Annotated in this window: 28 protein-coding genes and 1 tRNA gene; 8 read left to right on the top strand and 21 right to left on the bottom strand. The window is 65.9% G+C overall.

The window, feature by feature from the left end; all coding sequences use genetic code 11:
• Positions 1 to 22: 22 nt before the first annotated feature.
• Positions 23 to 1,060, bottom strand: a complete 1,038-nt coding sequence (locus AAFM92_11215) for a phosphotransferase family protein (GenBank protein ID MEL7300942.1) — start codon at positions 1,058 to 1,060, stop codon at positions 23 to 25.
• A 58-nt stretch (positions 1,061 to 1,118) separates the two neighbouring features.
• Between AAFM92_11215 and AAFM92_11210 the strand changes: the two genes are divergently transcribed.
• A complete protein-coding gene (locus AAFM92_11210) occupies positions 1,119 to 2,345 on the top strand; it encodes an acyl-CoA dehydrogenase family protein (GenBank protein MEL7300941.1) in 1,227 nt (408 codons plus the stop codon).
• Here the strand turns inward: AAFM92_11210 and AAFM92_11205 are convergent.
• The 6 genes from AAFM92_11205 to AAFM92_11180 all read right to left on the bottom strand — a co-directional run bounded on the left by AAFM92_11205 (position 2,327) and on the right by AAFM92_11180 (position 6,669).
• Positions 2,327 to 2,521: a hypothetical protein gene (locus AAFM92_11205; protein MEL7300940.1), complete on the bottom strand. Its 195-nt coding sequence runs from the start codon at positions 2,519 to 2,521 to the stop codon at positions 2,327 to 2,329. The genes AAFM92_11210 and AAFM92_11205 overlap by 19 nt on opposite strands.
• A gap of 106 nt (positions 2,522 to 2,627) precedes the next feature.
• On the bottom strand, positions 2,628 to 4,025 hold the full coding sequence (locus AAFM92_11200; protein ID MEL7300939.1) for a TRAP transporter large permease: 1,398 nt from the start codon (positions 4,023 to 4,025) through the stop codon (positions 2,628 to 2,630).
• Positions 4,022 to 4,651, bottom strand: coding sequence for a TRAP transporter small permease (locus tag AAFM92_11195; GenBank protein ID MEL7300938.1), 630 nt, complete (start codon positions 4,649 to 4,651; stop codon positions 4,022 to 4,024). Before AAFM92_11195 ends, AAFM92_11200 begins: the two co-directional genes overlap by 4 nt.
• Before the next feature lie 92 nt (positions 4,652 to 4,743).
• Complete coding sequence (locus tag AAFM92_11190) at positions 4,744 to 5,763, bottom strand: C4-dicarboxylate TRAP transporter substrate-binding protein (protein ID MEL7300937.1); 1,020 nt, start codon at positions 5,761 to 5,763, stop codon at positions 4,744 to 4,746.
• Positions 5,764 to 6,204: 441 nt separating this feature from the next.
• A tRNA-Ala gene (locus AAFM92_11185) sits at positions 6,205 to 6,280 on the bottom strand.
• A 47-nt stretch (positions 6,281 to 6,327) separates the two neighbouring features.
• Entirely contained in the window at positions 6,328 to 6,669 is a 342-nt protein-coding gene (locus AAFM92_11180; protein ID MEL7300936.1) for a TIGR02300 family protein, read from the bottom strand.
• A 188-nt stretch (positions 6,670 to 6,857) separates the two neighbouring features.
• On the opposite strand from AAFM92_11180, the gene AAFM92_11175 reads away from it, so the two are divergent.
• Together AAFM92_11175 and AAFM92_11170 are read left to right on the top strand one after the other, a co-directional pair.
• On the top strand, positions 6,858 to 7,553 hold the full coding sequence (locus AAFM92_11175; GenBank protein ID MEL7300935.1) for a SprT family zinc-dependent metalloprotease: 696 nt from the start codon (positions 6,858 to 6,860) through the stop codon (positions 7,551 to 7,553).
• 29 nt (positions 7,554 to 7,582) lie between these two features.
• A complete protein-coding gene (locus tag AAFM92_11170; GenBank protein ID MEL7300934.1) occupies positions 7,583 to 8,233 on the top strand; it encodes a GntR family transcriptional regulator in 651 nt (216 codons plus the stop codon).
• Positions 8,234 to 8,278: 45 nt separating this feature from the next.
• Here AAFM92_11170 and lpdA read toward each other — a convergent pair whose 3' ends face one another.
• From lpdA to mdh, 13 genes are all read right to left on the bottom strand, one after another.
• Positions 8,279 to 9,667 carry a dihydrolipoyl dehydrogenase gene (gene lpdA, locus AAFM92_11165; protein MEL7300933.1) on the bottom strand — a complete coding sequence of 463 codons (1,389 nt, stop codon included), beginning with the start codon at positions 9,665 to 9,667 and terminating at the stop codon, positions 8,279 to 8,281.
• A 117-nt stretch (positions 9,668 to 9,784) separates the two neighbouring features.
• Complete coding sequence (locus AAFM92_11160) at positions 9,785 to 10,195, bottom strand: MAPEG family protein (GenBank protein ID MEL7300932.1); 411 nt, start codon at positions 10,193 to 10,195, stop codon at positions 9,785 to 9,787.
• Positions 10,192 to 10,587 carry a cupin domain-containing protein gene (locus AAFM92_11155; GenBank protein ID MEL7300931.1) on the bottom strand — a complete coding sequence of 132 codons (396 nt, stop codon included), beginning with the start codon at positions 10,585 to 10,587 and terminating at the stop codon, positions 10,192 to 10,194. The genes AAFM92_11160 and AAFM92_11155 overlap by 4 nt, the downstream gene beginning before the upstream one ends.
• 44 nt (positions 10,588 to 10,631) lie before the next feature.
• Positions 10,632 to 11,093, bottom strand: a complete 462-nt coding sequence (locus AAFM92_11150; GenBank protein MEL7300930.1) for a hypothetical protein — start codon at positions 11,091 to 11,093, stop codon at positions 10,632 to 10,634.
• A gap of 9 nt (positions 11,094 to 11,102) precedes the next feature.
• Positions 11,103 to 11,636: a hypothetical protein gene (locus tag AAFM92_11145; protein ID MEL7300929.1), complete on the bottom strand. Its 534-nt coding sequence runs from the start codon at positions 11,634 to 11,636 to the stop codon at positions 11,103 to 11,105.
• A gap of 9 nt (positions 11,637 to 11,645) precedes the next feature.
• Positions 11,646 to 12,146, bottom strand: a complete 501-nt coding sequence (locus tag AAFM92_11140; GenBank protein MEL7300928.1) for a hypothetical protein — start codon at positions 12,144 to 12,146, stop codon at positions 11,646 to 11,648.
• A 13-nt stretch (positions 12,147 to 12,159) separates the two neighbouring features.
• Entirely contained in the window at positions 12,160 to 13,707 is a 1,548-nt protein-coding gene (gene odhB, locus AAFM92_11135) for a 2-oxoglutarate dehydrogenase complex dihydrolipoyllysine-residue succinyltransferase (protein ID MEL7300927.1), read from the bottom strand.
• A 7-nt stretch (positions 13,708 to 13,714) separates the two neighbouring features.
• Positions 13,715 to 16,675 (bottom strand): 2-oxoglutarate dehydrogenase E1 component, encoded by a 2,961-nt coding sequence (locus tag AAFM92_11130; GenBank protein ID MEL7300926.1) that lies wholly within the window; start codon positions 16,673 to 16,675, stop codon positions 13,715 to 13,717.
• Positions 16,676 to 16,771: 96 nt separating this feature from the next.
• Complete coding sequence (gene sucD / locus AAFM92_11125; GenBank protein MEL7300925.1) at positions 16,772 to 17,653, bottom strand: succinate--CoA ligase subunit alpha; 882 nt, start codon at positions 17,651 to 17,653, stop codon at positions 16,772 to 16,774.
• Positions 17,654 to 17,679: 26 nt separating this feature from the next.
• Positions 17,680 to 18,162, bottom strand: coding sequence for a succinyl-CoA synthetase subunit beta (locus tag AAFM92_11120; GenBank protein ID MEL7300924.1), 483 nt, complete (start codon positions 18,160 to 18,162; stop codon positions 17,680 to 17,682).
• Between the two features lie 52 nt (positions 18,163 to 18,214).
• Positions 18,215 to 19,408 (bottom strand): ADP-forming succinate--CoA ligase subunit beta, encoded by a 1,194-nt coding sequence (gene sucC / locus AAFM92_11115; GenBank protein MEL7300923.1) that lies wholly within the window; start codon positions 19,406 to 19,408, stop codon positions 18,215 to 18,217.
• Positions 19,409 to 19,624: 216 nt separating this feature from the next.
• Positions 19,625 to 20,644: a glycosyltransferase family 2 protein gene (locus tag AAFM92_11110; GenBank protein MEL7300922.1), complete on the bottom strand. Its 1,020-nt coding sequence runs from the start codon at positions 20,642 to 20,644 to the stop codon at positions 19,625 to 19,627.
• Between the two features lie 18 nt (positions 20,645 to 20,662).
• Positions 20,663 to 21,625: a malate dehydrogenase gene (gene mdh / locus AAFM92_11105; protein ID MEL7300921.1), complete on the bottom strand. Its 963-nt coding sequence runs from the start codon at positions 21,623 to 21,625 to the stop codon at positions 20,663 to 20,665.
• Between the two features lie 120 nt (positions 21,626 to 21,745).
• On the opposite strand from mdh, the gene AAFM92_11100 reads away from it, so the two are divergent.
• Complete coding sequence (locus AAFM92_11100; GenBank protein ID MEL7300920.1) at positions 21,746 to 22,507, top strand: sulfite exporter TauE/SafE family protein; 762 nt, start codon at positions 21,746 to 21,748, stop codon at positions 22,505 to 22,507.
• On the opposite strand, the gene AAFM92_11095 is transcribed toward AAFM92_11100, so the two are convergent.
• Positions 22,504 to 22,815, bottom strand: coding sequence for a hypothetical protein (locus AAFM92_11095; protein MEL7300919.1), 312 nt, complete (start codon positions 22,813 to 22,815; stop codon positions 22,504 to 22,506). The two genes, AAFM92_11100 and AAFM92_11095, sit on opposite strands and share 4 nt — an antisense overlap.
• Before the next feature lie 172 nt (positions 22,816 to 22,987).
• Here AAFM92_11095 and AAFM92_11090 point away from each other — a divergent pair, with 172 nt between their 5' ends.
• The 4 genes from AAFM92_11090 to AAFM92_11075 are packed head-to-tail and all read left to right on the top strand — an operon-like array spanning position 22,988 to position 25,644.
• Complete coding sequence (locus AAFM92_11090; protein ID MEL7300918.1) at positions 22,988 to 23,857, top strand: CoA ester lyase; 870 nt, start codon at positions 22,988 to 22,990, stop codon at positions 23,855 to 23,857.
• A complete protein-coding gene (locus AAFM92_11085; protein MEL7300917.1) occupies positions 23,854 to 24,408 on the top strand; it encodes an NnrU family protein in 555 nt (184 codons plus the stop codon). Before AAFM92_11090 ends, AAFM92_11085 begins: the two co-directional genes overlap by 4 nt.
• Positions 24,409 to 24,412: 4 nt before the next feature.
• On the top strand, positions 24,413 to 24,622 hold the full coding sequence (locus tag AAFM92_11080) for a DUF1737 domain-containing protein (protein ID MEL7300916.1): 210 nt from the start codon (positions 24,413 to 24,415) through the stop codon (positions 24,620 to 24,622).
• The gene (locus tag AAFM92_11075) at positions 24,619 to 25,644 is read left to right on the top strand and encodes a MaoC family dehydratase (GenBank protein ID MEL7300915.1); all 1,026 of its coding nucleotides are present in this window, start codon (positions 24,619 to 24,621) and stop codon (positions 25,642 to 25,644) included. Before AAFM92_11080 ends, AAFM92_11075 begins: the two co-directional genes overlap by 4 nt.
• Positions 25,645 to 25,680: the final 36 nt, after the last annotated feature.

The raw sequence follows: 25,680 nt of genomic DNA, 5'->3' as shown, positions 1-25,680 counted from the left end.
GCCAACGCGCCTTCGGGGGCGTTTAAGTCGTTTCGAAACGGCTCGGGTCCCTGCCGCTGGCGATGCGCTTGGCGTCCGCCGCGAGGTGCGCGATGGCGGCCCGCATGACATCGGCGCCGAGCGGGTTGGAGGCGGTGCCGTCGAGGCCCCGCCGCAACACGCCCTGCAGGATCGCGAGAAAGCGGAAGGTGACAAAGGTCAGGTAGTAGCTCCAGTGGGCCGCGGCTTCGAAGCCGCTTCTGGCGCTATAGGCGCCGATGTATTCTTCGTCCGACGGCAGGCCCAGGGCAGCGCGGTCGAGGCCCCCCAAGCCCTTGAACTGACCCGCATTGGGCAGCCGCCACACCATGACCTGATAGGCGAGGTCGGCCATGGGATGCCCAAGCGTGCTCAGCTCCCAGTCGAGGAGTGCGCGCAGCCTGTGATCTGCATCGAAGATCATGTTGTCGATGCGGTAATCGCCGTGGACGATGGCCACCCGCCCGTCATCCTCCGGCATGGCCTCTTCGAGCCACGCCATCACCCAATCCACCTCCGGCAAAGGCTCCGTCTCCGCCGCGCGGTACTGTTTTGACCAGCGCGTAAGCTGGCGGGCGAAGTAGTCCCCCTCCTTGCCGAAATCGCCCAGCCCGACCTCGGACGGCGTCACGGCGTGAAGCCGCGCGAGCGCGGCATTCATCTCGTCATAGATCCGCGCGCGATCTTCGGGCGCGAGCGCAGGCAGCGCGGGATCCCAATGGACCGCGCCCTCCACCCGCTCCATCACGAAGAACTGCCGCCCGAGGGCACTCTCTTCCGCGCTCAGGTAGTGCATCTGGGGCACGGGCACGTGGCCCCGCAGGGCAGACATCACGCGAAACTCGCGGTCCACCTGGTGCGCGGAAGGCAGGAGCTGCCCCGGCGGCTTCGCGCGCAGCACGTAGCGCCGGTCGCCAGAGGTGAGCGCATAGGTCGGGTTCGACTGTCCGCCGGAGAATTTCTCAAGCCCGTCCAGCGTCGTGAAGCCCTCCACGTGCGCTGCGAGCTCGCGCTCGAGGGCGGCATGATCGTAGCTCAGCATGTTTCGCTTTTCTCCCGGGCTGATAGTGTCGCGCCGTGGCGCGGCAGGGCAAGGGAGAATGCGCATGGATCTCGGATTGTCACCGGCGCGAGCCGCGCTTCTTGGCGAGGTGCGGCGCTTCCTGTCCGAGCGTGTCATGCCTCTGGAAGACGCCTACGCCGCCGAGATCGGCAATGGCGACCGCTGGACCTATACCGCGCGGCAGGCCGAGATCCTCGAAGGGCTCAAGGCCGAGGCGCGCGACGCAGGGCTCTGGAATTTCTGGTGGTCGGGGGCCGAGCACGCGCTCTCCACTGTGGAATACGCCTATTTTGCCGAGGAGATGGGCAAGACGCCGCTCGGGGCCGAAGTCTTCAACTGCAATGCGCCGGATACGGGCAACATGGAGGTCTTCCTGAAATACGGGACCGACGCCATGAAGGAGACATGGCTCGCGCCGCTCATGGTGGGCGAGATCCGCTCCGCCTACGCCATGACGGAGCCGGACGTGGCCTCCTCGGATGCCACCAACATCTCCCTCTCCTGCGTGCGCGATGGCGCCGACTACGTCTTGAATGGGGAAAAGTGGTGGATCAGCGGCGCGGGCGACCCGCGCTGCAAGGTCTACATCGTCATGGTGCGCACCGGCGGCGAGGACGCGCCCAAGCACCAGCGCCATTCCATGGTCGTCGTCCCTGCCGCCACGCCGGGGATCGAGATCCTGCGGCCCATGCAGGTCTACGGTCATGACGACGCGCCCCACGGCCACATGCACATGCGTTTCACGGAGGTGCGTGTGCCTGCCGAGAACATGCTGTTGGGCGAAGGCCGCGGCTTCGAGATCGCGCAGGGGCGGCTAGGGCCTGGGCGCATTCATCACTGCATGCGCGCCATCGGGCAGGCGGAGCGGGCGCTGGAGCTCATGTGCACAAGGGCCACGCAGCGCACGGCCTTCGGCAAGCCTCTCGCCGAGCTCGGCGCCAATTACGACCTCATCGCCGAGGCGCGCATGAAGATCGAACAGGCGCGGCTCCTGTGCCTCAAGGCCGCGTGGATGATGGACCAGGGCGATGCCCGGGCCGCGGCCCCGTGGATCAGCCAGATCAAGGTGGTGGCGCCACGGATCGCGCTCGAGATCATCGACGAGGCGGTGCAGATGCATGGCGGGCAGGGGATCAGCCAGGACACGCCGCTCGCCCAGGCCTGGACCCACGTCCGAACGCTCCGCCTGGCTGATGGGCCTGACGCCGTCCACCGCAGGCAGGTCGCGCGGGCAGAGCTGAAGCGCTACACCAATTCCGGCTGAGATGGCTCCTCGGGCGGTGCGGACGGCGTGATCGACTGCGCGAAGCCGTTGGGGCAGAGCGTGAGCCGCGGCGCGGCCGGATCGAAAACATTGCCCTCGGCCAGCCGCGCGGCCCAGCCGGGGAGGCCCGCCATGGCCAAGGCGATGTCGTCAGAGCGTTGGTGCTTCTTGCCCATGCCTGGTCCCTCCTGCGGCCGAGTCTTGATGCACGGAATTCATACCCGTGAATTTAGGGCGGGCCGAGCAAACAATTGTTAAAGCTTTAGCGACCCCGGGCGGCGGCTAGGCCAGCGAGGGCAGCCAGAGGACGATCCCGGGGAAGGCCACGAGCATCGCGATCGTGGCCGCATCGGCGAGGAAGAAGGGCGTCACGCCCTTGAAGACGTCCTGCACGGAGAGGTCGTCGCGAACGCCTGCCACCACGAAGCAATTCAGCCCGATGGGCGGGGTGATGAGACAGAACTCGGCCATCTTGACCACGAGGATGCCGAACCAGATCGCGCACATCGTCCCCGACATGCCGAAGGCCGCGTCCTCGGCTGCGACGTTGAGCCCGCCGTTGAGCGCCATGACCGCGGGAAAGACGACGGGCAGCGTCAGAAGCAGCATTCCGATCGCATCCATGAACATGCCCAGCACGGCGTAGGCCAGGAGGATCATGACGAGCGTGATCCAGGGGCTCTGCTCGAGCGAGGTGATCCAGGCGGAGAACTCGCCCGGCAAGTCCGCGAAGCCGAGGAAGCGGACATAGATCAGCACGCCCCAGATGATCGTGAAGATCATGATGGTGAGCTTGGCCGTCTCGATCAGCGCGTCCTTGAGCTGCGGCCACCGCATGCCGCGCGCGAGGGCCCAGACAAAGACGATGAAGGCGCCGACCGCGCCGCCTTCGGTGGGCGTGCCCCAGGCATCGCCGAACGGATTGTAGACGAACATGATGATCATCATCACCACGAGCACGATGGGGAGCGCGGGCAGGAGCGAGGCGAAGCGTTCGCCCCAGCTGAAACCCGTCACGGGCGGGCCGACGCTCTTGAAGAGGACCGCGATGGAGATGATGAGCGTGGCGTAGACGAAGGCGGAGAAGACGCCGGGGATGAAGCTTGCGAGGAGGAGCGATCCCACGTCCTGTTCCACGATGATCGCGTAGATGACGAGGATAGCCGAGGGCGGGATGAGCGAGGCGAGCGTGCCGCCTGCGGCCACGACGCCCGCCGCGAATTGCTTGTTGTAGCCCACCTTGAGCATCTCGGGGATCGCGATGCGCGCGAAGACGGCGGCCGTGGCGACGCTCGCGCCGGAGACGGCGGCGAAACCCGCCGTGGCGAAAACAGTGGAGACGGCGAGCCCGCCCGGCACCCACGCGATCCATTTCTTCGCGGCGTCGAAGAGGCCCTGGGTGAGCTTGGCGTAATACGCCAGGAATCCGATGAGGATGAAGGTCGGGATGAGCGAGAGCGTGTGCGCGGAGACCTTGGAATGCGGCACCTGGCCGGCGATCTTCACGGAAATGTCGAGGGCGCGCCAGAAGCGCTCCGGATCGTAGTCGAACCCGTTCCAGCGGATCCAGACGAGACCGAGAAAGCCCGCAAGCCCCGCCGCGAAGGCCACGCGCATGCCCAGCACGACGAGAACGAGCATGCCGCCTGTCGTCCAGAGCCCGATTTCGACATTCGTCATTTGTCGCCTTCCATGGCGGCGGCCTCGGCCTGCGCCTGGTCAGCAGCGGACAGTGGGAGCGGCACGGCCACTGGGCGCTCGAGCCCGAGGACGAGCGCGCGGCCATAGCCCCACGCCTGCAGCGCGAGGCGCAGGAGAAGGACGGCGAAGGCGATGGGCACGATGATCTTCGAGGGCCAGAGCGGCAGCGAGATGTCGATCGTGGAATCCCGCGAGCAGAAAGGCCGCGCGCAGTCGAAGGAGCGGTCGAAATGCGCCCAGCTTCCCCAGAGGAGCGCGAGGATGAGGCCGAATATGAGCAGCGTCATCAAGAGCTCGATGGCCCAGAGGACACGGCCTGAAAGCTGACCGATGAGGATGTCCATGCGGATATGGATGCCGTCCCGCTGCACGTAGGAAATGCCCAGGATCGCGATGAAGGGCATGAGGCTCTCGATCAGGTCCACGTAGCCGAGGAGCGGGCTTTCGAAGAACTCCCGTCCGCCCACGGAATAGACCGCCAGAAACATGAGCGAGAAGGCCGCGATTCCTGACGCGAAGGCGAGCGCCCTCTCGAAGGGCAGGAGCGCGCGGTCAAGCCAGCTCAGGAGCGAGCTGTCGGCGAGGACGGGGGAGGCGGAGGCCATGGGTGAGGCGCGTCACGTCCCGGGCTCGATCCGGGACCTCTACCCGCGGGGGGCAGAGGCCCCGGGTCAGGCCCGGGGCGTGATAGAGCTGTTTACATGTTGTTGGCGCGGAAATCCTCGAGCGTCGCCTGCACGAGGTCGTAGAGCTCCTGACCGGGCAGGCCCTGCGCTTCCATGTCCGCGATCCAAGCTTCGCGCACGGGGTCGGCGGCGGCGGCGCGGAACTCGGCGATCACGCTGTCGTCGATCTCGACCTTGGTGACGTTCTTCTCCGCGAGCACGCTGTCCCAGCGCTCGAGGAGCTCGGCGTAGTTCGCGAGGTAGTGGTCGAGCGCCTCGGGCACGGAGCTGTCCAGTGCCGCGCGGTGCTCGTCCGAGAGACTTTCATAGGCGCCGATATTGACCACGACCGGGCAGTTCACCGTGCCGGGGTTGAGGTTCGCCGTCCACCAATCGGCCTGGTTGATCGTGCCGAAGGAGAGATGCGCGTGCTGGGCGAAGGCCACGGCGTCCACCACGCCCGACTCCATCGCCTGGAAGGCCTCTGTCGCAGTCACGGAGGTGGGCACGGCGCCGACCTGGCTGAACGCATTGCCGATGCCGCCCGTGGCGCGCACGCGGAGCCCGTCGAATTCATCAAGGCTATCGCGGGGCTCGCCCGTGCCCACGATGTTGTACTGCGGCATGGGCGAGGTCATCAGCAGCTTGGCATTCCACTGTGCCATCTCTTCGGTGGCAGCGGGGTGGCTGTAGACGGCTGAAGAGACCGCCACCTCTTCCTCGAGGTTGGCCACGCCGAGGAAGGGCAGCTCGAGCACGGTGATCACGCGGTTCTTGTCGCGGTGGTAGCCCGCGCAGAATTGGGCCATCTCGAAGGCGCCGATCTCGATCCCGTCGAGGTTCTCTCGGTTGTTGGAGAGGCCGCCATAGGAGATATTCATGGTGAACTCTCCGCCGGTTTTCTCGGAGACGAGCTCGGCAAGCTTTTCCACATGCTCGGTGAAGGCGCGGCGTTGGCCCCAGAGCGAGACGTTCCATTCCGTGGCGAGCGCCTCGGAGCCGAATGCAGTGATGAGGGCCGCGACGCAGGCGCGGCTCAGGGTCTTTTTCATGATGTCCTCCCAAAACTCAGCGGTGTGTCCCGCTGTCTCGCACGAGATTAGCCGGGATTCTCGCCGTGGCTACCCGTTTTCAAGGGATGGCGCCCGGGCCGCTTTACGCAGAGGTCAAAAATGCGGCAGAGCGCGCGATCGCACGGGCATCTATGCGGCAGTGCCGCAAAGCTGCGCGATATTCGCGGGGTTGCGCCGCAAATCACTCGTCTCGGGGGGTGCGCCGGGCGTCTATGGGCCCACGACGTCAGAACGCATCGGATGGCCACGCGCCCCCGCGTTCACCGCCCGGGGTCGTGTACTCCTCCCAATCTCACAGCCCCGGGCGGCCGCGTCGCACAGCATTCATGGAGCCGGACGGGTCGCTGCCATACGGGATGGCCAGCAACAATCGGCGCGCCTCGGTCGCGCACCAAATGAACTGGAAATGCAGGGGAGATTTGGTGGAGCCTAGGGGAGTCGAACCCCTGACCTCTTGCATGCCATGCAAGCGCTCTCCCAACTGAGCTAAGGCCCCATTTGCTCGGCTCGTCTACGCGGCGGGCCGAGGCTAATCAAGCGAAATCAGTCTTCGCTTTCCTCGGACGCCACGTCCGCGAGATCGTCGAGGGAGACCTTGTCATCCTCGTCATCGTCATCGAGCACGTCATCGCCGAGATCGACATCGCTGTCTTCTTCCTCGTCGTCGTCGAGTACCAGATCCTCGTCTTCGCTCGCCTCCGCCTTTTCCTTCAGCTTCTTGGTCTGCGCGTCCTCGGCATCGGCCACCATGGTCCGGCCCTTGCCGGTATCGATGGTGACGACTTCGCCCGTGTAGGGGCTCACGATGGGGTCGCGGTTCATGTCGTAAAAGCGTTTGCCGGTGGTGGGGCACAGGCGCTTTACGCCCCATTCTTCCTTGGGCATGGGTTTCCCTTCCTCAACCGGAATCCTCGGATGGCGCGCACTGCCATAGGGCACGGAGGGTGTCAAATGGCGCGGCGTCGAGCGCTGGATATGGCGCGGGTCGAGAGGTGTTGCAAGGCCGCAGGGTCTCTTGCGCTCTTCCGGGCCGGGGCCGGGCGGGCCATACTGGGCAAAAGAGCAGGGCAGTCATGAGCGAGCGGCACATTCTGGACGGTGAGCCTCCCATTGAAGTGGAGATCAGACGCAATGCCCGCGCGCGTCGGCTCACACTGCGCGTGGGCGCGCGGGACGGGCGCGTGACGTTGACCGTCCCCCGGGGCGTCGCTGCGGGCGAGGCGCTCGATTTCGCGCGTCAGAAGCGCGGCTGGCTCCTGCGTCATGTGGGCGAGGCGGGTGAGCAGCGCCCGCTGGCGCTGGGCGACGAGGTGCCTGTCTTCGGGCGGGCCCGGCGCGTGGAGGCCGCAGCCACGCGGGCGCCCCGGCTCGAGGGCGATGCCCTGCTCGTTCCCCAACGGGCCGCGGAGGCCCCGGGGCGGGCCGTGGCAGCCTACCTGAAGCTCGAGGCCCGGGCGCGGCTTGCCGAGGCATCGGACAGATACGCCGCCGCGCTGGGCGTCCGCTACACCCGGCTGACGTTGCGCGATACCCGCTCGCGGTGGGGCTCCTGCTCTGCCGCGGGGTCGCTCATGTATTCCTGGCGGCTGGCCATGGCGCCGCCCGAGGTGCTCGATTACGTGGCAGCACATGAGGTCTCCCATCTCAGGGAGATGAACCATTCGCCCGCGTTCTGGGGCACGGTGGCGGGGCTGATGCCCGACTACGCGCTCCACAAGAGCTGGCTCAAGCGCCATGGCGGGGCGCTGCAGAGGATCGTGCTGGACTGACGCGGATCGATCTGCGCTTGATACGGCCCATGTTGATCTCACCCCGCCCCGAGCTGCCGGGCACGGCCGCCCACGACAAGGTCTACCGCGCGCTGCGGACACGCATCATGCACGGCGAACTGGCCCCGGGGGAGGCGCTCACCCTGCGCGGGATCGCGAAGGAATTCGACGTCTCGATGACGCCCGCGCGCGAAGCACTGCGGCGGCTGACGGCGGAGGGCGCGCTTGTGCTCTCGGCCTCCGGTCGCGTGTCGACGCCGGAGCTCTCAAACGAGCGGATCGAGGAGCTCGCGTCGCTTCGCGCTCTCATCGAGACGGAGCTGTCGAGCCGGGCCTTGCCACGGGCGCATCTCGCGCTCGTGGAGCGGCTGCAGACGATCAACACCTCCGTGGGGCAAGCCATCGCGCGCAAGGACGCGGTGGGCTACATCCGTACCAATCTCGAGTTTCACCGGACGCTTTACCTGCGCGCACAGGCCCCCGCGATGCTGGCCATGGCGGAGACGGTCTGGCTCCAGCTCGGGCCCACGATGCGCGCGCTCTACGGGAAGTTGAAGCGGACCGAAGGCCCGGTGCAGCACCGCATCATCCTCGCCGCGCTCAAGGCCGGGGACGAGCCCGGGCTGCGGCTCGCGGTGCGCACCGATGTCACCCAGGGCCTTCGCATGCTCGCCACCTGAGGGCGGACACGGATTTTTGCAAAAATTCGTGGCGCCGCCGTTGGCTCACATGTGAATGGGGCCATCCCCGCAGGCGAGCGCCGCCTCGCGGACGGCTTCCGAATAGGTGGGGTGAGCGTGGCAGGTGCGCGCCAGATCCTCGGCGGCGGCGCCGAATTCCATGGCCACGCAGATCTCGTGGATGAGATCCCCCGCCATGGGTCCCACGATGTGAGCGCCTAGGATGCGGTCGGTCTCCGCGTCGGCGAGGATCTTGACGAAGCCGTCGGCGGCGAAATTAGCCTTCGCGCGACCATTGCCCATGAAGGAGAACTTGCCCGCCTTGTAGGCATGGCCCGCCTCCTTCAGGCTCTCCTCGGTGTGGCCCACATTGGCCACCTCGGGATGGGTATAGATCACGCCCGGGATGACGCCGTAATTCACATGCCCGTGCTGCCCGGCGATGACCTCCGCGGCGGCCATGCCCTCATCTTCGGCCTTGTGTGCGAGCATGGGGCCCTTGATGGCGTCCCCGATGGCGAAGATGCCGTCCACGTTCGTGCGCCATTGATCGTCGGTCTCGATCTGGCCGCGCTCCGATATCTTGACGCCGAGCGCGTCGAGGCCGAGGCCGTCGGTATAGGGTTTGCGCCCCGTGGCCACGAGCACGACGTCGGCGTCGACGGTGTGTTCGCTCTCATCCTTGCGCAGCTTGTAGGTCACTTTCGCCTTGGTTTTCGTCGCGTCGACCTTTTGCACCGCCGCACCGAGGGTGAAGCTCAGCCCCTGTTTCGTCAGCAGTTTTTGGAAGGTCTTCGAGACCTCCGCATCCATGCCGGGGGTGATGTGGTCGAGGAACTCGATCACGTGGACCTCGCTCCCGAGCCGTGTGTAGACCGAGCCGAGCTCGAGCCCGATCACGCCCGCGCCGATCACCACCATCTTCTTGGGGACCTTGGGCAGCTCGAGCGCGCCCGTGGAAGTCACCACCACCTTCTCATCGATCTCGATGCCGGGCAGCGAGGCCGCTTCCGAGCCCGTGGCGATGACGATGTGCTTGGCCTCGTGGACCTCGTCACCCACCTTCACCTTGCCCGCCTCGGGGATGGAGCCCCAGCCCTTGATCCAGTCTATCTTGTTCTTCTTGAACAGGAATTCGATGCCCTGGGTGTTCTGCCCGATGGTCTTCGACTTGTAGGACAGCATCTGTTTCCAATCCACCGAGGGGCTTTTACCCTTGAGCCCCATCTCGGCGAAATTGTGCTCCGCTTCGTGGAGCTGGTGGGTGGCGTGGAGCAAGGCCTTCGAGGGGATGCAGCCGACGTTGAGGCAGGTGCCGCCCAGCGTTTCGCGGCCCTCGACACAGGCCGTTTTGAGGCCGAGCTGCGCGCAGCGGATGGCGCAGACATAGCCACCGGGGCCGGAGCCGATTACGATCACATCATAGGATGCCATGGGAAACCTCTTGCGGTTGAGGGCGGTCAGACAGGCCAAAATAGCGATACACGGTGCGTACAGTTGGCGTACGCATCCCTGGCACCGGGCATAGGGCCGTTTTGCGGGAAAGAGCGCTCATATCAGCGCCGAGAGTAGCATGAGCACGGTGGCCGTGAACCCGGCGAACCAGATGATCGACCGCCAGGGGGCCAGGCCGAAATAGTAGGCGGGGATATAGGCCACGCGGGCCGCGAGATAGGCATAGGCGCAGGCGACGGTGAAGCCGCCGCTCTGCCCCGAGACATGGATCACCACGCAGGCGATCGAAAAGAGGATCAGCCCCTCGAAGTGGTTGTTGAACGCCCGGAAGAGCCGGGCGGGCTTGTCCGACAGCTGGGTCTCCAGCGACCCGCCGAGGCGGGAGGCGTCGCGCGGAGACATCGTCTTGGCCGGGCCGAGGTCCCGGTTGGCGGCCACGCTCATGAGCGCGAATTGCGCCACCTGCAGGAGCGCGGCGAGGACGAGCGCTGTCAGTTCCGGAGTCATGCGGCCTCTCTGAAGTGATAGGCCACCTCTTCGAAGCGGTCGGCCGGGAAGGTGAAGAGAAAGCGGAGCGGGGCGTCGCCGGCGGCCTTCCAGCCGTGGGTCATGCCCGCTGGGACAAAGACGGTGTCGCCCTTCGAGAGCATCAGCATCTTGTCGCCCACCTGCGCCGTGCCCGCGCCGTCGAGGACAAAGATCGTCTCGGCGATCTCGTGGTGATGGGGCTTTTCCTCGTCGCCGGGCTCGATATGGGCCACGCCCTGTACGACGGCCTCCGTGGGGCCGTAGTCGGCGTCGATGACGGTGAAGAAGCGCACGTCGCCGCGCGCGGGGTCATGCCATTCTTTCGCGGTCGGGGCGTCGGCTTTCACGTGGGTCGGCAATGTGTCGGTCATGGGGTCGGGCTCCAGTTCGTGTGGACCCTCCCAACGCATGGACCTCAGGGATCGTTGCGCCAGACCTGCCGGGCGCGGAGCGTGGCCTTGGCGAGGGGAAAGGCCAGTGATCCCGCCGCCAGCGCGACCCAGATGCCCCAGCGCGCCGCGGCCGGAAGCGCGGGGGGCAGCACGATCATCACGAGCATGACGCCCGAGTAGAGCGCAGCCCAGCGCGCGAAGGCGGGCAGGTTGCGCGGGAAGCCGTTGCGCGGCGAGAACGCGATGAAATAGCGGCGCATGGGCAGCGCGCGCTCGGCACATGCGGCTGCCAGCGGGAGGGCGAGGAGGAGAGCCCAGAACGAAACCGTCACCGCCGCGAGCGCGGCGGAGGCGAGCGGCAGCAGAAAGAGCGCCTGCACGAGCCGGGCGGGATCGGCCCGCATGGCCTCCGCGATCTCCGCCTTGGCCGCCGTCAGGCCCATCTCCGTGGCCCGCGATTGTGCTTCCGAGAGGCTGGGTGTCATGCCTTGCCTTCATGCTGCGCTCAGGGCCTCCGCGATACGCTCGGCCCGGGCATCGAAAGATAGGCCGCGGGCGGAGGGGTGGCATGTGGCGATGTGCGGCACGCCGAAATGGCGAAGCACGCGTGCGCTGTCATTGCCCGCAGCGACGGGGCGGCGGCCGTTGAGTTCGAGGCGCGTGACGGCCTCGAAGCTCGCCCGCGCATGGGCCGCGGGCAGCGGATGCGAGCGCCGCGGCGGCAGGAGACAGAAGATGGGGGCGATGTAGATATCTGATCGCTTGAGCCCGATGAGCGCGAGCGCCTTGTCGATGACCCGATTGAAGGGGATGTGCGGCAGGTATCCCGTGCGGCTGAGCTTGGCGTGATTGGCCATGGCCGAGGGCGCATCGAGCCAGTCCTTGCTCATCAGCATCGGCCCCTCCGGATTGCCGGAGGTAAGCTGAATCGGAGAGACATAGTCGCCATCGAACCCCGCCTCCGCGAGGGTCGTGTAGCCTGGCAGCCGGAAGGCGCGGCGGGCGGTGATGGCGGGAAGGAAGGTCATTAAAATTCGTCAAGCACTTCCAAAGAGCAATTTTCCAAGGACTGTTAATGCAAAGAAAATAGTAAAGAGGATGCAGCCAAAGTAGGAAATGTAGAAGCAATTTCGACGTCGTACGTAAGCCTCCAACAGCCCATCTCTAACCGGCGTTTTGGTGGAGAGACGCTTCAAATCGAATGAATAGAAATTGGTGACATAAAGCGGAGCAACACATGGAAGCGTCAAAAGGATATAAGACACCATCTCCGAGAGAATAAGCCATCCCCAGACATCAACTTCTTGACGGTTAGGGTAAAGAAAATAAAAAACAAAAGCAGTGACAGCGATCATCACAGAGATGTGTGTAAGTAGTGCCGCCGCCTTTGAATTAAGGTTGTCAAAATGCCTCAATGTCTGTTTGTACCGTGAGCGCTCGAAAGCGCTCACAGCCGCAAGATACGCGCGTTCACTTCGCGAATCCCTGTCTCTGAGGGCAAGAAAACCTTCATAGAACTGCAGAAAAAGAAGCCGCATCTCAGTTTTACCGTTAGAGATCCATCAGTAACCGACGGGGATCCTCCAGCGCCTCTTTCACGCGGACGAGGAACGTCACAGCGCCTTTGCCGTCGACGATGCGGTGGTCGTAGCTGAGCGCGAGGTACATCATCGGGCGGATCTTCATCTCACCGTTGATAACCATCACGCGGTCCTGGATCTTGTGCATCCCGAGGATGCCGGATTGCGGCGGGTTGAGGATGGGCGAGGACATGAGCGAGCCGTAGACGCCGCCATTGGAGATCGTGAACGTGCCGCCCTGCATCTCGGCCATTGAGAGCTTGCCGTCGCGAGCGCGGGCGCCTTTCTCGGCGATGGCCTTCTCGATCTGGGCGAAGCTCATGGAGTCCGCGTCCCGGATCACGGGCACGACGAGGCCCTGCGGCGTGCCCGCGGCGATGCCCATGTGGACGAAGTTCTTGTAGACGATATCCGTCCCGTCGATCTCCGCGTTGACCTCGGGCACCTCTTTGAGCGCGTGGCAGCAGGCCTTCGTAAAGAAGGACATGAAGCCGAGGCGGACGCCGTGCTTCTTCTCGAAGAGGTCCTTGTACTCCTTCCGAAGCGCCATCGTCTCGGTCATGTCCACCTCGTTGTAGGTGGTGAGCATGGCGGCGGTGTTCTGGCTGTCCTTCAGACGCTTGGCGATGGTCTGGCGGAGCTTCGTCATCTTGACGCGCTCTTCGCGCGCGGCATCGTCCGCCGGCACGGGCGCGCGCGGCATCGGCGCGGGCGCAGGGGCCTCGGCCTTGGCGGCGGGCCGCGCCTCGGCGCGCATGACGTCCTCTTTCATGATGCGGCCGTCGCGGCCCGTGCCCGTGACGTCGGAGGCGGAGAGGCCTTTCTCGGCCATCATCTTCTGCGCGGAGGGCGCGTGTTCGACATCCGTGCGACCGGCGCCGTTGGCGGCTGCCGGTGCGGGCGCTTGCGCCGCGGGTTTTGCGGGAGCCTCCGCGCTGCTCGAGGCAGCGGCGCCTGCGCCGTCGCCCGAGGACATGGTCCCCAGCTTGGCATCGGCCTGCACCGTCGCGCCTTCCTCGGCGAGGATTTCGCCAAGCACGCCCGAGGCGGGTGCGGGCACTTCGACGCTCACTTTGTCGGTCTCGAGCTCGAGGAGCATTTCGTCGGCTTCCACGGGATCGCCCGGCTTCTTGTACCAGGTGCTCACGGTGGCCTCGGTGACGCTCTCACCCAGCGTGGGCACCATGATGTCGATCGTCGCACCGCCGCCGCTGGAGCTGCCGGCCTGGGCCTTCGGGGCGGCGTCGGCCTTTGGTGCCCCCTTGGAAGGCGCGGCCTCGCCGCCATCGGAGATCTGAGCGAGGAGCGCGTCGACGCCCACCGTCTCGCCCTCTCCGGCGACGATCTCGCCCAGCGTGCCCGCCGCGGGTGAGGGCACTTCCACCGTCACCTTGTCGGTTTCGAGCTCGCAGAGCATTTCGTCCACGGCGACGGCATCGCCCGGCTTCTTGAACCACGTGGCGACGGTGGCTTCGGTGACGCTTTCGCCCAAGGTGGGCACTCGAACTTCGGTAGACATGGCTTCTCTAGTCCTTGAGGGTCAGAGCTTCGTCGACGAGGTCGGCTTGCTGTTTCTTGTGGGTGGAGGCGAGGCCGGTGGCAGGCGACGCCGAGGTGGCGCGCCCGACATAGCGCACGCGGGGATGCTTGGCCTTGATGCGCCCGAGCACCCATTCGAGATTGGGGTCGATGAAGCTGTAGCCGCCCTGGTTCTTGGGCTCTTCCTGGCACCAGATCATCTCGGCCGACTTGAAGCGCTCGAGCTCCTTGACCACGGACTGCGCCGGGAACGGATAGAACTGCTCGAAGCGCATCAGGTAGATGTCGTCGATGCCGCGGGCATCGCGCTCTTCCAGAAGGTCGTAGTAGACCTTGCCCGAGCACATCACCACGCGCTTGATCTTGTCATCGGCCACGAGCTCGGTGTCGCTGTGGCCGTATTCCGCATCGTCCCAGAGGACGCGGTGGAAGGAGGAGCCTTCGATGAAGTCTTCCTTCTTCGACACGGCCAGCTTGTGACGCAGCAGCGATTTCGGCGTCATCAGGATGAGCGGCTTGCGGAAATCGCGGTGCAGCTGTCGCCGCAGGATGTGGAAGTAGTTCGCGGGCGTCGTGCAATTGGCCACGATCATGTTGTCCTGGCCGCACATCTGCAGGAAGCGCTCGAGGCGCGCGGAGGAATGCTCCGGGCCCTGGCCCTCGTAGCCGTGGGGCAGGAGGCAGACGAGCCCGGACATGCGCAGCCATTTCGACTCACCGGACGAGATGAACTGGTCGAACATGATCTGGGCGCCGTTGGCAAAGTCGCCGAACTGCGCCTCCCAGAGCGTAAGCGCGTTGGGCTCGGCGAGGGAGTAGCCATATTCGAAGCCGAGCACGGCGTATTCTGAGAGCATCGAGTCGATGACCTCGTAGTGCGCCTGGCCCTCGCGGATGTGGGCGAGCGGGTAGTAGCGCTCCTCGGTGTCCTGGTTCACGAGGCCGGAATGGCGCTGTGAGAAAGTCCCGCGGGTGCTGTCCTGGCCCGCGAGGCGCACCGGGAAGCCCTCGGTCATTAGCGATCCAAAGGCGAGAGCCTCGCCCGTGGCCCAGTCGATCCCGTCGCCCTCCTCGAGGAGACGCTTCTTGGTGTCGAGCATCCGCTGCACGGTCTTGTGGACGGTGAAGCCCTCGGGCAGGCGCGTGAGCGCCCCCGCGACCTCGTCGAAGGTCGCTTCCTTGATGGCGGTCTTGCCGCGCTGGTACTTGCCCTGCTTCTGACGGTCGATGTGGGACCAGCGCCCGTCGAGCCAGTCGGCCTTGTTTGGCTTGTAGTCCTTGCCGGATTCGAACTCCTCGTTGAGCTCGGCCTGGAAGGCGGTCTTCATGTCCTCGATCTCGCCCTCGGGGATGAGCCCGTCGCGCACGAGGCGTTCGGTGTAGAGGGTGAGCGTCGTCTTCTGCTGCTTGATCTTCTTGTACATGAGAGGGTTGGTGAACATCGGCTCATCCCCCTCGTTGTGACCGAAGCGGCGGTAGCAGATGATGTCGATGACGACGTCCTTGTGGAATTTCTGCCGGAACTCGGTCGCCACCTTGGCGGCGTGGGTCACGGCCTCGGGGTCGTCGCCATTCACGTGGAAGATCGGGGCCTCCACCATAAGCGCGATGTCTGTGCAGTAGGGCGAGGACCGCGAGAAATGCGGCGCGGTCGTGAAGCCGATCTGGTTGTTGACGACGATGTGCATCGTGCCGCCCGTGCGGTGGCCCTTGATGCCGCCCATCTGGAAGCACTCGGCCACGACGCCCTGGCCCGCGAAGGCCGCGTCGCCGTGGAGAAGCACGGGCAGACAGGAATTGCGCGTCGTGTCGTGGTTCTGATCCTGCTTGGCGCGGGACTTGCCGAGAACGACCGGGTTCACCGCCTCGAGGTGCGAGGGGTTCGCCGTGAGCGACAGGTGGACGGTGTTGCCGTCGAACTCGCGGTCCGACGACGCGCCGAGGTGGTATTTGACGTCGCCCGAACCGTCGACATCCTCGGGCTTGAAGGAGCCGCCCTGGAACTCGTTGAAGATCGCCCGGTAGGGCTTGCCCATGACGTTGGCGAGCACGTTGAGGCGCCCGCGATGGGGCATGCCGATGACGATGTCACGCACGCCAAGCGCGCCGCCGCGCTTGATCACCTGCTCCATGGCGGGGATGAGCGCCTCGCCCCCGTCGAGGCCAAAGCGCTTGGTGCCCATATATTTGACATGGAGGAACTTCTCGAAGCCCTCGGCCTGAACCATCTTGTTGAGGATGGCCTTGCGGCCCTCGCGGGTGAACTGGACCTCCTTGCCCAGCCCCTCGATCCGTTCCTTGAGCCACTGCGCCTCTTCCGGGTTAGAGATGTGCATGTACTGGAGCGCGAAGGTGCCGCAATAGGTGCGCTTCACGATCTCCATGATCTGGCGCATGGAGGCGGTCATGAGACCGAGCACGTTGTCGAGGAAGATGGGCCGGTCCATGTCGGCCTCGGTGAAGCCATAGTTGGCAGGCTCGAGCTCGGGGTGGGGCTCCTCGGCGCGCATGCCGAGCGGATCGAGATCGGCCGCGAGGTGCCCCCGGATGCGGTAGGCGCGGATGATCATCAGCGCGCGCATGCTATCGAGAACGGCCCGCTTGATCTGGTCGTCGGAGACCTCGATCTTGCTCTCCTTGGCCTTCGCGGAGATCTTCTGTGCCACCGCGGCACCCTCGGCCGCGGCGGGGTATTCACCGGTAAGCGCGCCGGTGAGATCGTCGTTGGGCATCGGCGGCCAGTCGCGCCGCGCCCAGGAGGGGCCCTCGGCCTCCCGCTTCACATCTAGTTCGCCATCGCCCATCCCCGCGAAGAACTCGGCCCAGGCCGCGTCCACCGCCGCGGGGTCGGCGGCGTATTGCGCGTAGAGCTGTTCGAGATAGGCCGCGTTGTGCCCCTGCATGAAGGAGGAGGCGTGGAACTGATCGTTGGGGGAGTGTTCGGTCATGTTGTCTCTTCCTTGCGAGTTCGAGTTGTGGCGCATGGGGCGCGGCCAGGGTAAAGGCGTTTCGAAACGGCTTTCGCTCCGGCCTCGCCCACCGGACTACCCGATCGCCTCGAGCACGGCCTCGCCGAGGCCCGCCGGGCTTTCGGCGACGACGATGCCCGCGGATTGCATGGCTTCGATCTTGTCCTCGGCGCCGCCCTTGCCGCCGGCGACGATGGCACCGGCATGGCCCATGCGGCGGCCCGGAGGTGCGGTGCGGCCGGCGATGAAGCCAGCGGTAGGCTTCGAGCGCCCGCGCTTGGCCTCGTCCTTGAGAAATTGGGCTGCCTCCTCCTCGGCGGAGCCGCCGATCTCGCCGATCATGATGATGCTCTGCGTCTCGTCATCAGCGAGGAACCATTCGAGGACGTCGATATGCTCGGTCCCCTTGATCGGGTCGCCGCCGATGCCCACGCAGGTGCTCTGCCCGAGACCCACATCGGTCGTCTGCTTCACCGCCTCGTAGGTCAGCGTGCCCGAGCGCGAGACCACGCCCACGGAGCCGCGCTTGTGGATATGGCCCGGCATGATCCCGATCTTGCAGGCATCGGGCGTGATGACGCCCGGACAGTTCGGGCCCACCAGCGTCGAGGCGCTGTCCATGAGCGCGCGCTTCACGCGCATCATATCGAGGACGGGGATGCCTTCGGTGATGCAGACGATGAGCTCCATCTCCGCGTCGATCGCCTCGAGGATCGAGTCCGCGGCGAAGGGCGGAGGCACGTAGATCACGCTCGCATTGGCCTCGGTGGCATGCTTGGCCTCGTGGACGCTGTCGAAGACCGGCAGGCCCAGATGCTCCATCCCGCCTTTGCCCGGGGTCACCCCACCGACCATTTGCGTGCCGTAGGCGATGGCCTGCTCGGTGTGGAAGGTGCCCTGGGAGCCGGTGAGCCCCTGGCAGATCACCTTCGTGTGCTTGTCGATGAGTACGGACATCTTGTTTCCTTGGCTTTGGTCTTCGGTCAGGGCAGCGGGTCGAGCCGCTCCACGTTGAGAAATGTTTCGGGGCCGTTGGGCCCGGGACGCGTGCCCACCTGCACGACCGCAATGCGGCGCGGGTTGAGCTGCCGCGCGGCGGCGAATTCGGTGCCCGCGATCAGCGGAAAGCCTGCGGGGACGGCGGCTTCGGTGGCGATGCCCTCCCGGGCGAGCGCCTCGGCCACGGCGGCCATCCCGGCCTCCACGTCGCGGCCGTCAAAGGCCACTTCGCAGCGGCGGTCGGTGCCTGGCGTTGCCGCGCGGCCCTCGGGCGGGGAGACGGGATTGGAGGGGCGGAAGGGGCGCAGGTCGTAGAAATCGTGCCGCTCTGGCAGGACCGCGTCGGCCCGCGCTGCGGTCATGAAGGGCGAGAAGCAGTTCTCTGAGAACGCGCGCAAGGCCGTATCCGACGCCAGCGCCCCCGGGGCGCTGAGCGTAAGTGCGGCGATGGCCAGCCTTCGAAGCATCACTCTTCACCTTCCACGAGGCGCGTGCCGGGCGCGCGCCCGGCCACCGCGGCTACCCTTTCACCGCCTTCACGATCTTTTCGGCGCCGTCCCTGAGATTGTCGGCGGCGATGACGTCGAGCCCGGAGGAATTGATGATCTCCTTGCCCTTCTCGACATTCGTACCCTCGAGGCGGACGACGAGCGGGACTTGCAGACCCACCTCCTTCACCGCCGCGACCACGCCCTCGGCGATGACGTCACAGCGCATGATGCCGCCGAAGATGTTGACGAGGATGCCCTTCACGTTGGGATCCGACGTGATGATCTTGAAGGCCTCGGTGACCTTCTCCTTCGTGGCGCCGCCGCCGACGTCGAGGAAGTTCGCGGGCTCCGCGCCGTAGAGCTTGATGATGTCCATCGTGGCCATGGCGAGCCCCGCGCCGTTGACCATGCAGCCGATCTCGCCATCGAGGGCGATGTAATTGAGATCGTACTTGGAGGCCTCGAGCTCCTTCGGGTCCTCTTCGGTGGTGTCGCGCAGCTCGGAGATGTCGGCGTGGCGGTAGACGGCGTTGCCGTCGAAGCCGAGCTTGGCGTCGAGCACCTTGAGCGAGCCGTTCTCCATCACGATGAGCGGGTTGATCTCGAGCATCTCCATGTCCTTCTCGACGAAGGCCTTGTAGAGGATGCCCATGAGCTTCACGCACTCCTTCTGGCCCTGCTTGTCGAGGCCGAGGGCGAACGCGATGCGGCGGCCGTGGTAGGGCTGGTAGCCCGTGGCCGGATCGACGGAGAAGCTCAGGATCTTGTCGGGCGTCGACGCCGCCACTTCCTCGATGTCCATGCCGCCCTCGGTGGAGCAGACGAAGGAGATGCGCGAGGTCTGGCGATCGACAAGGAGCGCGAGGTAGAGCTCGCGGGAGATGTCGGAGCCGTCCTCGATGTAGATGCGGTTGACCTGCTTGCCCGCGGGGCCGGTCTGGTGGGTCACGAGGGTGCGGCCGAGCATCTTCTTGGCTTCCTCGGCGGCTTCTTCCACCGAACGCGCGAGGCGCACGCCGCCCTTGTCGCCGGCATCGGCCTCCTTGAACGTGCCCTTGCCGCGTCCGCCTGCGTGGATCTGCGCCTTCACCACCCAGAGCGGACCGTCGAGCTCGCCTGCCGCGGTCTTGGCTTCTTCCGCCCTGAGGACCACGCGTCCGTCCGAGACAGGCGCTCCGTAGCTGCGCAGGAGAGCCTTGGCTTGATACTCGTGAATGTTCATCGGATGCGGTCCTTGACGTGTCGTTTCATCCGTTGATGCATGCCAAGCGCGTCATTTTAAGGGGGAAATCGTCGCATCACCGGAAAACCCGACATTTGTGATCACACTTTTTTAGCTGTGATCACAAAATTGGCTACATGATATGCAAAAGCCACAGCTGCGCGGTGTACCATCGTACTCCGACCCGAGCGGGTCAGGATCGAGTCGCGCGCGGCCTCAGCTTTCCCGCGGCCCGGCCTTAAGCTGAGGCGCGAGCGAGAGCGCATCCAGAAACGCGCGGTCGCGGTGCGCGATCTGCGCGTCGAACTGGGCCACCGAAAAATCAACCTCGGCACCGGGGGCGATCTCCTGGAGCGCCGCCGCGGGAGAGAAGTCCGGGACGGCCTCGAGGAGCCGCAGGGCGGTGAGGCGGGCGATGTCATCTTCCGGGAGCGTCGTGAGGAGCCGTTGGAACGTCTCAGCCTCCGCCAGCGAGGCGCAGTTGCTCAGCTCCTCCATCTGGGCCCAGCGGGTGTTTTTACCGTCCATGCGTTTCTCGGCATGGGGCAGGGCCGCGTATTTCAGGCGCTTGATGAGCCAATGGAACGGCGTGAGCCCGTCGAAATGCAAGAGCCGTGCGCATTGCGTTTTCATGAGCGACAGCGATTTGTGGTCCACGGGCTTGTGGATGCCCATGCCGATCTCGCGACCGGTGCGCACGAGGGTCTTGCCGGCGGTGTGAGAGGCGAAACCCTGGAAGAGGAAGCGCGCAGCCTTGCCGTTGAAATGCCGATTGAGCGCGTGGCGGCCGGGGATCGGCACGCGGAAATAGCCGTCGAAGAGCGTCTTGGGCGGCTGCGCTGCCTCCCAGACACGCTCCATGACGGGGAGCGTCGTCCCTGCGATGACCTCTGGAATGGCGGCGAGTTCTGCGGCAAAGCCCGGCTCGGGCATGATGAACTCGTCGGCGTCGATATGGGCGAGCCAGTCGACGGCGCTCGCACGGTAGGCGAGGTTGGCTACGATCTCCTGCCGGCGGGTCTGTAGGAAGGGGCGGTCCCCCTGCGCGGCCCAGAAAGCCGCGTCACATGGCGTGACGACGACGCCCGGCATGGCCGCGAGGACCTCGGCGGCAGGCTGAATCGGGCGGTCGAGATAGATGTGGATTTCCGCCGCCCCCACCTTCCGGTGCCAGGCGGCGAAGGCCACGAGCAGCTCCAGCGGCTCGTCGGCGAGTGTGACGGTGCCCCAACTCATCGTGGGGCACCGATGGGGCTATGCGAGGCTGCCGTCAATCCCCTTGCAGGCCTCCACGAGGCCTTTCACGGCCTCCACGGAATTGTCGAACATCGCCTTCTCGGCCTTGTCGAGCTTGATGTCGACGATGCGCTCGATCCCGCCTGCGCCGATGATGGTGGGCACGCCCACATACATGCCGTCGAGGCCGTATTCGCCGTTGCATTCCGCCGCGCAGGGCAGGAGGCGCTTCTGGTCCTTAAGGTAGGCCTCGGCCATCTCGATGGCGGAGGTGGCAGGGGCGTAGAAGGCAGAGCCCGTTTTCAGGAGGCCCACGATCTCGGCGCCGCCATCGCGGGTGCGCTGCACGATCTCATCGAGCTTTTCCTGCGTCGTCCAGCCCATCTGCACGAGATCGGGGAGCGGGATGCCCGCCACCGTGGAATAGCGCGTGAGCGGAACCATCGTGTCGCCATGGCCGCCGAGGACGAAGGCGGTGACATCGCGCATGGAGACGTCGAACTCGAGCGACAGGAAGTGGCGGAAGCGGGCCGAGTCGAGCACGCCGGCCATGCCGCAGACCTTGTTGGCCGGGAGGCCGGAGAATTTCTGAAGCGCCCAGACCATGGCGTCGAGCGGGTTGGTGATGCAGATGACGAAGGCGTCCGGGGCGTGCTTGGCAATGCCCTCGCCCACCGATTTCATGACCTTGAGGTTGATGCCCAGGAGATCGTCACGGCTCATGCCGGGCTTGCGCGCCACGCCAGCGGTGACGATGCAGACATCGGCCCCCGCGATATCGGCGTAGTCCTGCGTGCCGGACATCGCGGCGTCGAACCCCTCGGAGGGGCCGCTTTCGGCGATGTCGAGCGCTTTGCCCTCGGGGAGGCCCTCTGCGATGTCAAAGAGGACGACGTCCCCCAGTTCCTTCAGCGCGGCCAGGTGGGCGAGCGTGCCACCGATATTGCCTGCGCCGATGAGGGCGATCTTGGATCGAGCCATAAGTGCGGTCTCCGGCTGTTGTCTTGCGTCGCGGGGTGTAGGCTATGGTATGCGGGGCGCGCAAGTGCGCTGCGCCGCGGCATGATTTGCCGGGTGTTTCAAAGGGGTTAGTGCCGTTTTGTGATTGAGCTCAGCTGGACCTTCTTCGCGCTCGCCGTGCCCGCCGTGATCTTTGCGGGCGTCTCCAAAGGCGGATTCGGATCGGGGGCGTCCTTTGCCTCGGCGGCGGTCATGGCCCTCATTCTGCCGCCGGATCTGGCGCTCGGGCTCATGCTGCCGCTGCTCATGCTCATCGATGTTGGCAGCCTGCCGACCTACTGGGGAAAGTGGAGCCGCAGGGATGTCATCCGCATCCTTTGGGGCGCGCTGCCGGGAGTGGCGCTGGGCGTGGCGGTCTTTCGGTTCGCCGATCCGGACGTGATCCGGTTTCTGATCGGCGCGGTGGCGCTGGCCTTCGTCGCCTGGCAGATCGCGAAGTCCCGCGGCCTCGTGCCCACGCCAGCGCGCGCGCTTGGTACGGGCGCGGGGCTCCTGACGGGGGCGGTGGCGGGCTTTACCTCGTTCGTGAGCCATGCCGGCGGCCCGCCGGTGGCGGTCTACCTGCTGAGCCAGAGGCTCGACAAGCTGACCTACCAGGCCTCGACGGTGCTCATCTTCTGGGTGGTTAATATCCTGAAATTCATTCCCTACGCGTCGCTGGGCGCCTTCACGGCCGACACCTGGCGCGCGGTGCTTTTGCTCGCGCCCGTGGCGCTTTTCGGGACGTGGCTCGGGGTTGTGGCGCACCGGATCGTGCCGGAGCGGCTCTTTTTCGCGATCACCTATGTGTTGCTCGTGCTCACGGGCACGCGGCTCATCTGGCAGGCGCTGTCCGCGGGCTAGAGCCGCTGGCCCATGGCGGCCGGGGCGACGGACGCCATGCTCTCGAAAGATTGGCCGGTGGCCACGAGGCAGGTCGCGCCGTTGGGCAGCGTGACGGTGAGCGTCCAGGTGCCAGTGTCCTCGTTGGCATACATTTCCACGAGCGTGCGGTTCGCGGCGAGACCGGAAGACTGGCGCGTTTCACCGAAGCCCGAAGTCAGGCGCTCGAGCACTTTAGCACGGGGTGCGCAATTCTGCTGGCTCTTGGCGGCGGTGGCGAGGGTGAGGGCGGCGATGCCCACGGTAAGGGCGAGGAGGTGCTGTTTCATGGCTGCATCCTTTCGCGATGCGCGGTGAAGGGTGCCCGGGAGCCTCTTCCCCGCGAATGGAGATACCGTAAACGCGGCGGTCGCTCGGCCGGCGCGCGCTGCGGTGCAGAAAACGTCTTGAAGTTTTTGCAAGCCCCATGCCATGCACGCGCAACAATATTGCGTGGTGATCATGGCCCAGCGACCCTACCGCTCTGTCCTCTACATTCCCGGCTCCAAAGCGCGCGCGCTGGAAAAGGCAAAGACCTTGCCGGTGGACGCGATCATCTTCGACCTCGAGGACGCGGTGGCGATGAGCGAGAAGGCCAATGCGCGGGCGCTGCTCGCGGCGACGCTGGCGGAGGGTGGCTATGGCCCGCGCGCGCAGATCGTGCGGATCAACGGGATGGACACGGAGTGGGGCGAGGACGATCTGGCGACGATCGCGGCGATCGGGTCGGAGGCGATCCTCCTGCCCAAGGTGAACTCCGCCGCGGATATCCTCGCGCTGGCGGCTCGGCTCGACACGATCCCCGAGGCCGTGCAGACGCGGATCTGGGCCATGATGGAAACACCCCAGGGCGTCCTCAACGCCGCCGAGATCGCTCGCGCGCCGCGCATGGCGGGAATGGTCATGGGCACGAATGACCTCGCCAAGGATCTCGGCACCCGCAGCACACCGGATCGCGCGCCGCTTCTGGCAGCGCTCAGCCAGTGCCTCCTCGCCGCCCGCGCGGCCGGGATCGTCATCGTCGACGGCGTTTTCAACGCCTTCAAGGACGAGGACGGGCTACGCGCGGAATGCACGCAGGGGCGGGATTTCGGCTTTGACGGCAAGACGCTGATCCATCCCGCGCAGGTGGCCATCGCCAATGCCGCCTTCGCGCCCACGGATGCCGAAATCGATCTCGCCACCCGTCAGATCGCCGCCTTCGAGGAGGCCGAAGCCGCCGGGCAGGGGGTCGCCGTGGTGGACGGGCGCATCGTGGAGAACCTGCACATCGAGACGGCGCGCGCTACGCTGGCCAAGGTGCAGGCGATCAAGGCGCTGGAGGCGCCATGATCCTCCTTCTGGCGGGTCTCGCGCTCTGGTGGGGCGCGCATCTCTTCAAGCGGTTCGCGCCCGGGCCAAGGGCGCGGCTGGGCGAGCCCGGCAAGGCGCTCGCGGCCGTGCTGATCCTCGGATCGGTGGGTCTCATGGTCTTGGGCTACCGGCAGGCGGCGTTCATCCCTGTCTGGTCCCCGCCGCACTGGGCCACCCTTCTCAACAACCTGCTCATGTTCGCAGCTTTCTATACCTATGGCGCGGGCGCGGCGAAGGGCGGGAAGGCGTGGCTCGGCACGAAGCTGCGTCACCCGCAGCAGACGGGCTTCGGCATTTGGACCGTCGCTCATCTCCTCGTGAACGGTCACCTCGCGGCGATCGTCCTCTTCGGCGGGCTCCTTGCCTGGGCCGTCGCGCAGGCGCGGGTGATCAACGCGCAGGAGGGGCCTTGGGAGGCGCCGCCACGCGGGGACATCAAGACCGAGCTGCGCCTCTTCGCGGTGGCCGTAATTCTCTATGGGCTCGTCGCGAGCCTCCACATCTGGCTCGGAGTTTGGCCCTTTGGATAAGACGATGCGCGCCTACCGCTTTCTCACCGCCGACGACACGTCCGCCTTCTGCCACAAGGTCACTGCCGCGCTCGCGCAGGGCTGGGAGCTCTACGGCGATCCAACCTATGCCTATGATGCCACGGCGGGCGTGATGCGCTGCGGGCAGGCGGTCATCAAGGACGTGCCGGGCAGCTACGATCCGGACATGAAGCTCGGGAGCCCGGGACGATGAAGACCAATCCCGGCCACTTCTTCGAGGATTACCATGTGGGGCAGGTGCTACGGCACGCGGTGCCGCGCACGATCTCGGGCGGAGAGCGCGCGCTCTACCACGCGCTCTACCCGGCGCGGCACGCCCTCTATTCGTCGGATGCCTTCGCGCAGAGCTGCGGCCTGCCGGCCTCGCCGCTCGATGACATGGCCGCCTTCCACGTGGTCTTCGGCAAGACGGTGCCCGACGTATCGCTCAACGCGGTGGCCAATCTGGGCTATGCGGAAGGGCTCTTCCTCAGACCCGTCTATCCCGGGGACACGCTCCGCGCCGAAAGCGAGGTGATCGGGCTCAAACAGAACTCCAACGGGAAGACCGGGGTGGTCTGGGTGCGCACGCGGGGCCTCGACGCGGCGGGCTCCGAGGTCATGAGCTACGTGCGCTGGGTGATGGTGCGCAAGCGCGAAGCCGCGTCCCCCGCGCCGGAAACGGTGGTGCCGGAGCTCGCTTCGAGCGTCGCGCCCGAGGCGCTGCGCGTGCCCGAGGGGCTGAGCTTTGCCGACTACGACTTCACTCTCGCGGGCGAGCCGCACCGCTGGGGCGATTATTCTGTGGGCGAGATCATCGACCATGTGGACGGTGTCACCATCGAAGAGGCCGAACACATGATGGCCACGCGCCTCTGGCAGAACACCGCCAAGGTGCATTTCGACACGACCGTGCGGCCCGACGGGACGCGGCTCATCTATGGCGGACACGTCATCTCAATGGCGCGGGCTTTGAGCTTCAACGGCTTGGCAAATGCGCAGATGGTCGTGGCGATCAACGGCGGGGCCCATGCCAATCCATGCACCGCGGGCATGACCATCCGTGCGTGGTCCGAGGTGCTCGATCGCGCGGAGCTCGCGGCGCCGGGCGTGGGCGCGCTCCGGCTCAGGCTCGTGGCCACCACGGGGGCGGCGGGCGCGCTGCGGGATCCGGAAGGAAAGTACCTGCCGGAGGTGCTTCTCGATCTCGACTACTGGGCGCTTGTGCCGCTTTAGCACGTTTGTGAGATGCGTTTGGCCCCGGCGCTGCTA

The sequence above is a fragment of the Pseudomonadota bacterium genome, assembly GCA_038533575.1.
Taxonomy (GTDB): Bacteria; Pseudomonadota; Alphaproteobacteria; order Rhodobacterales; family Rhodobacteraceae; genus Shimia_B.
This window is presented reverse-complemented; position numbering and strand designations above follow the sequence as displayed.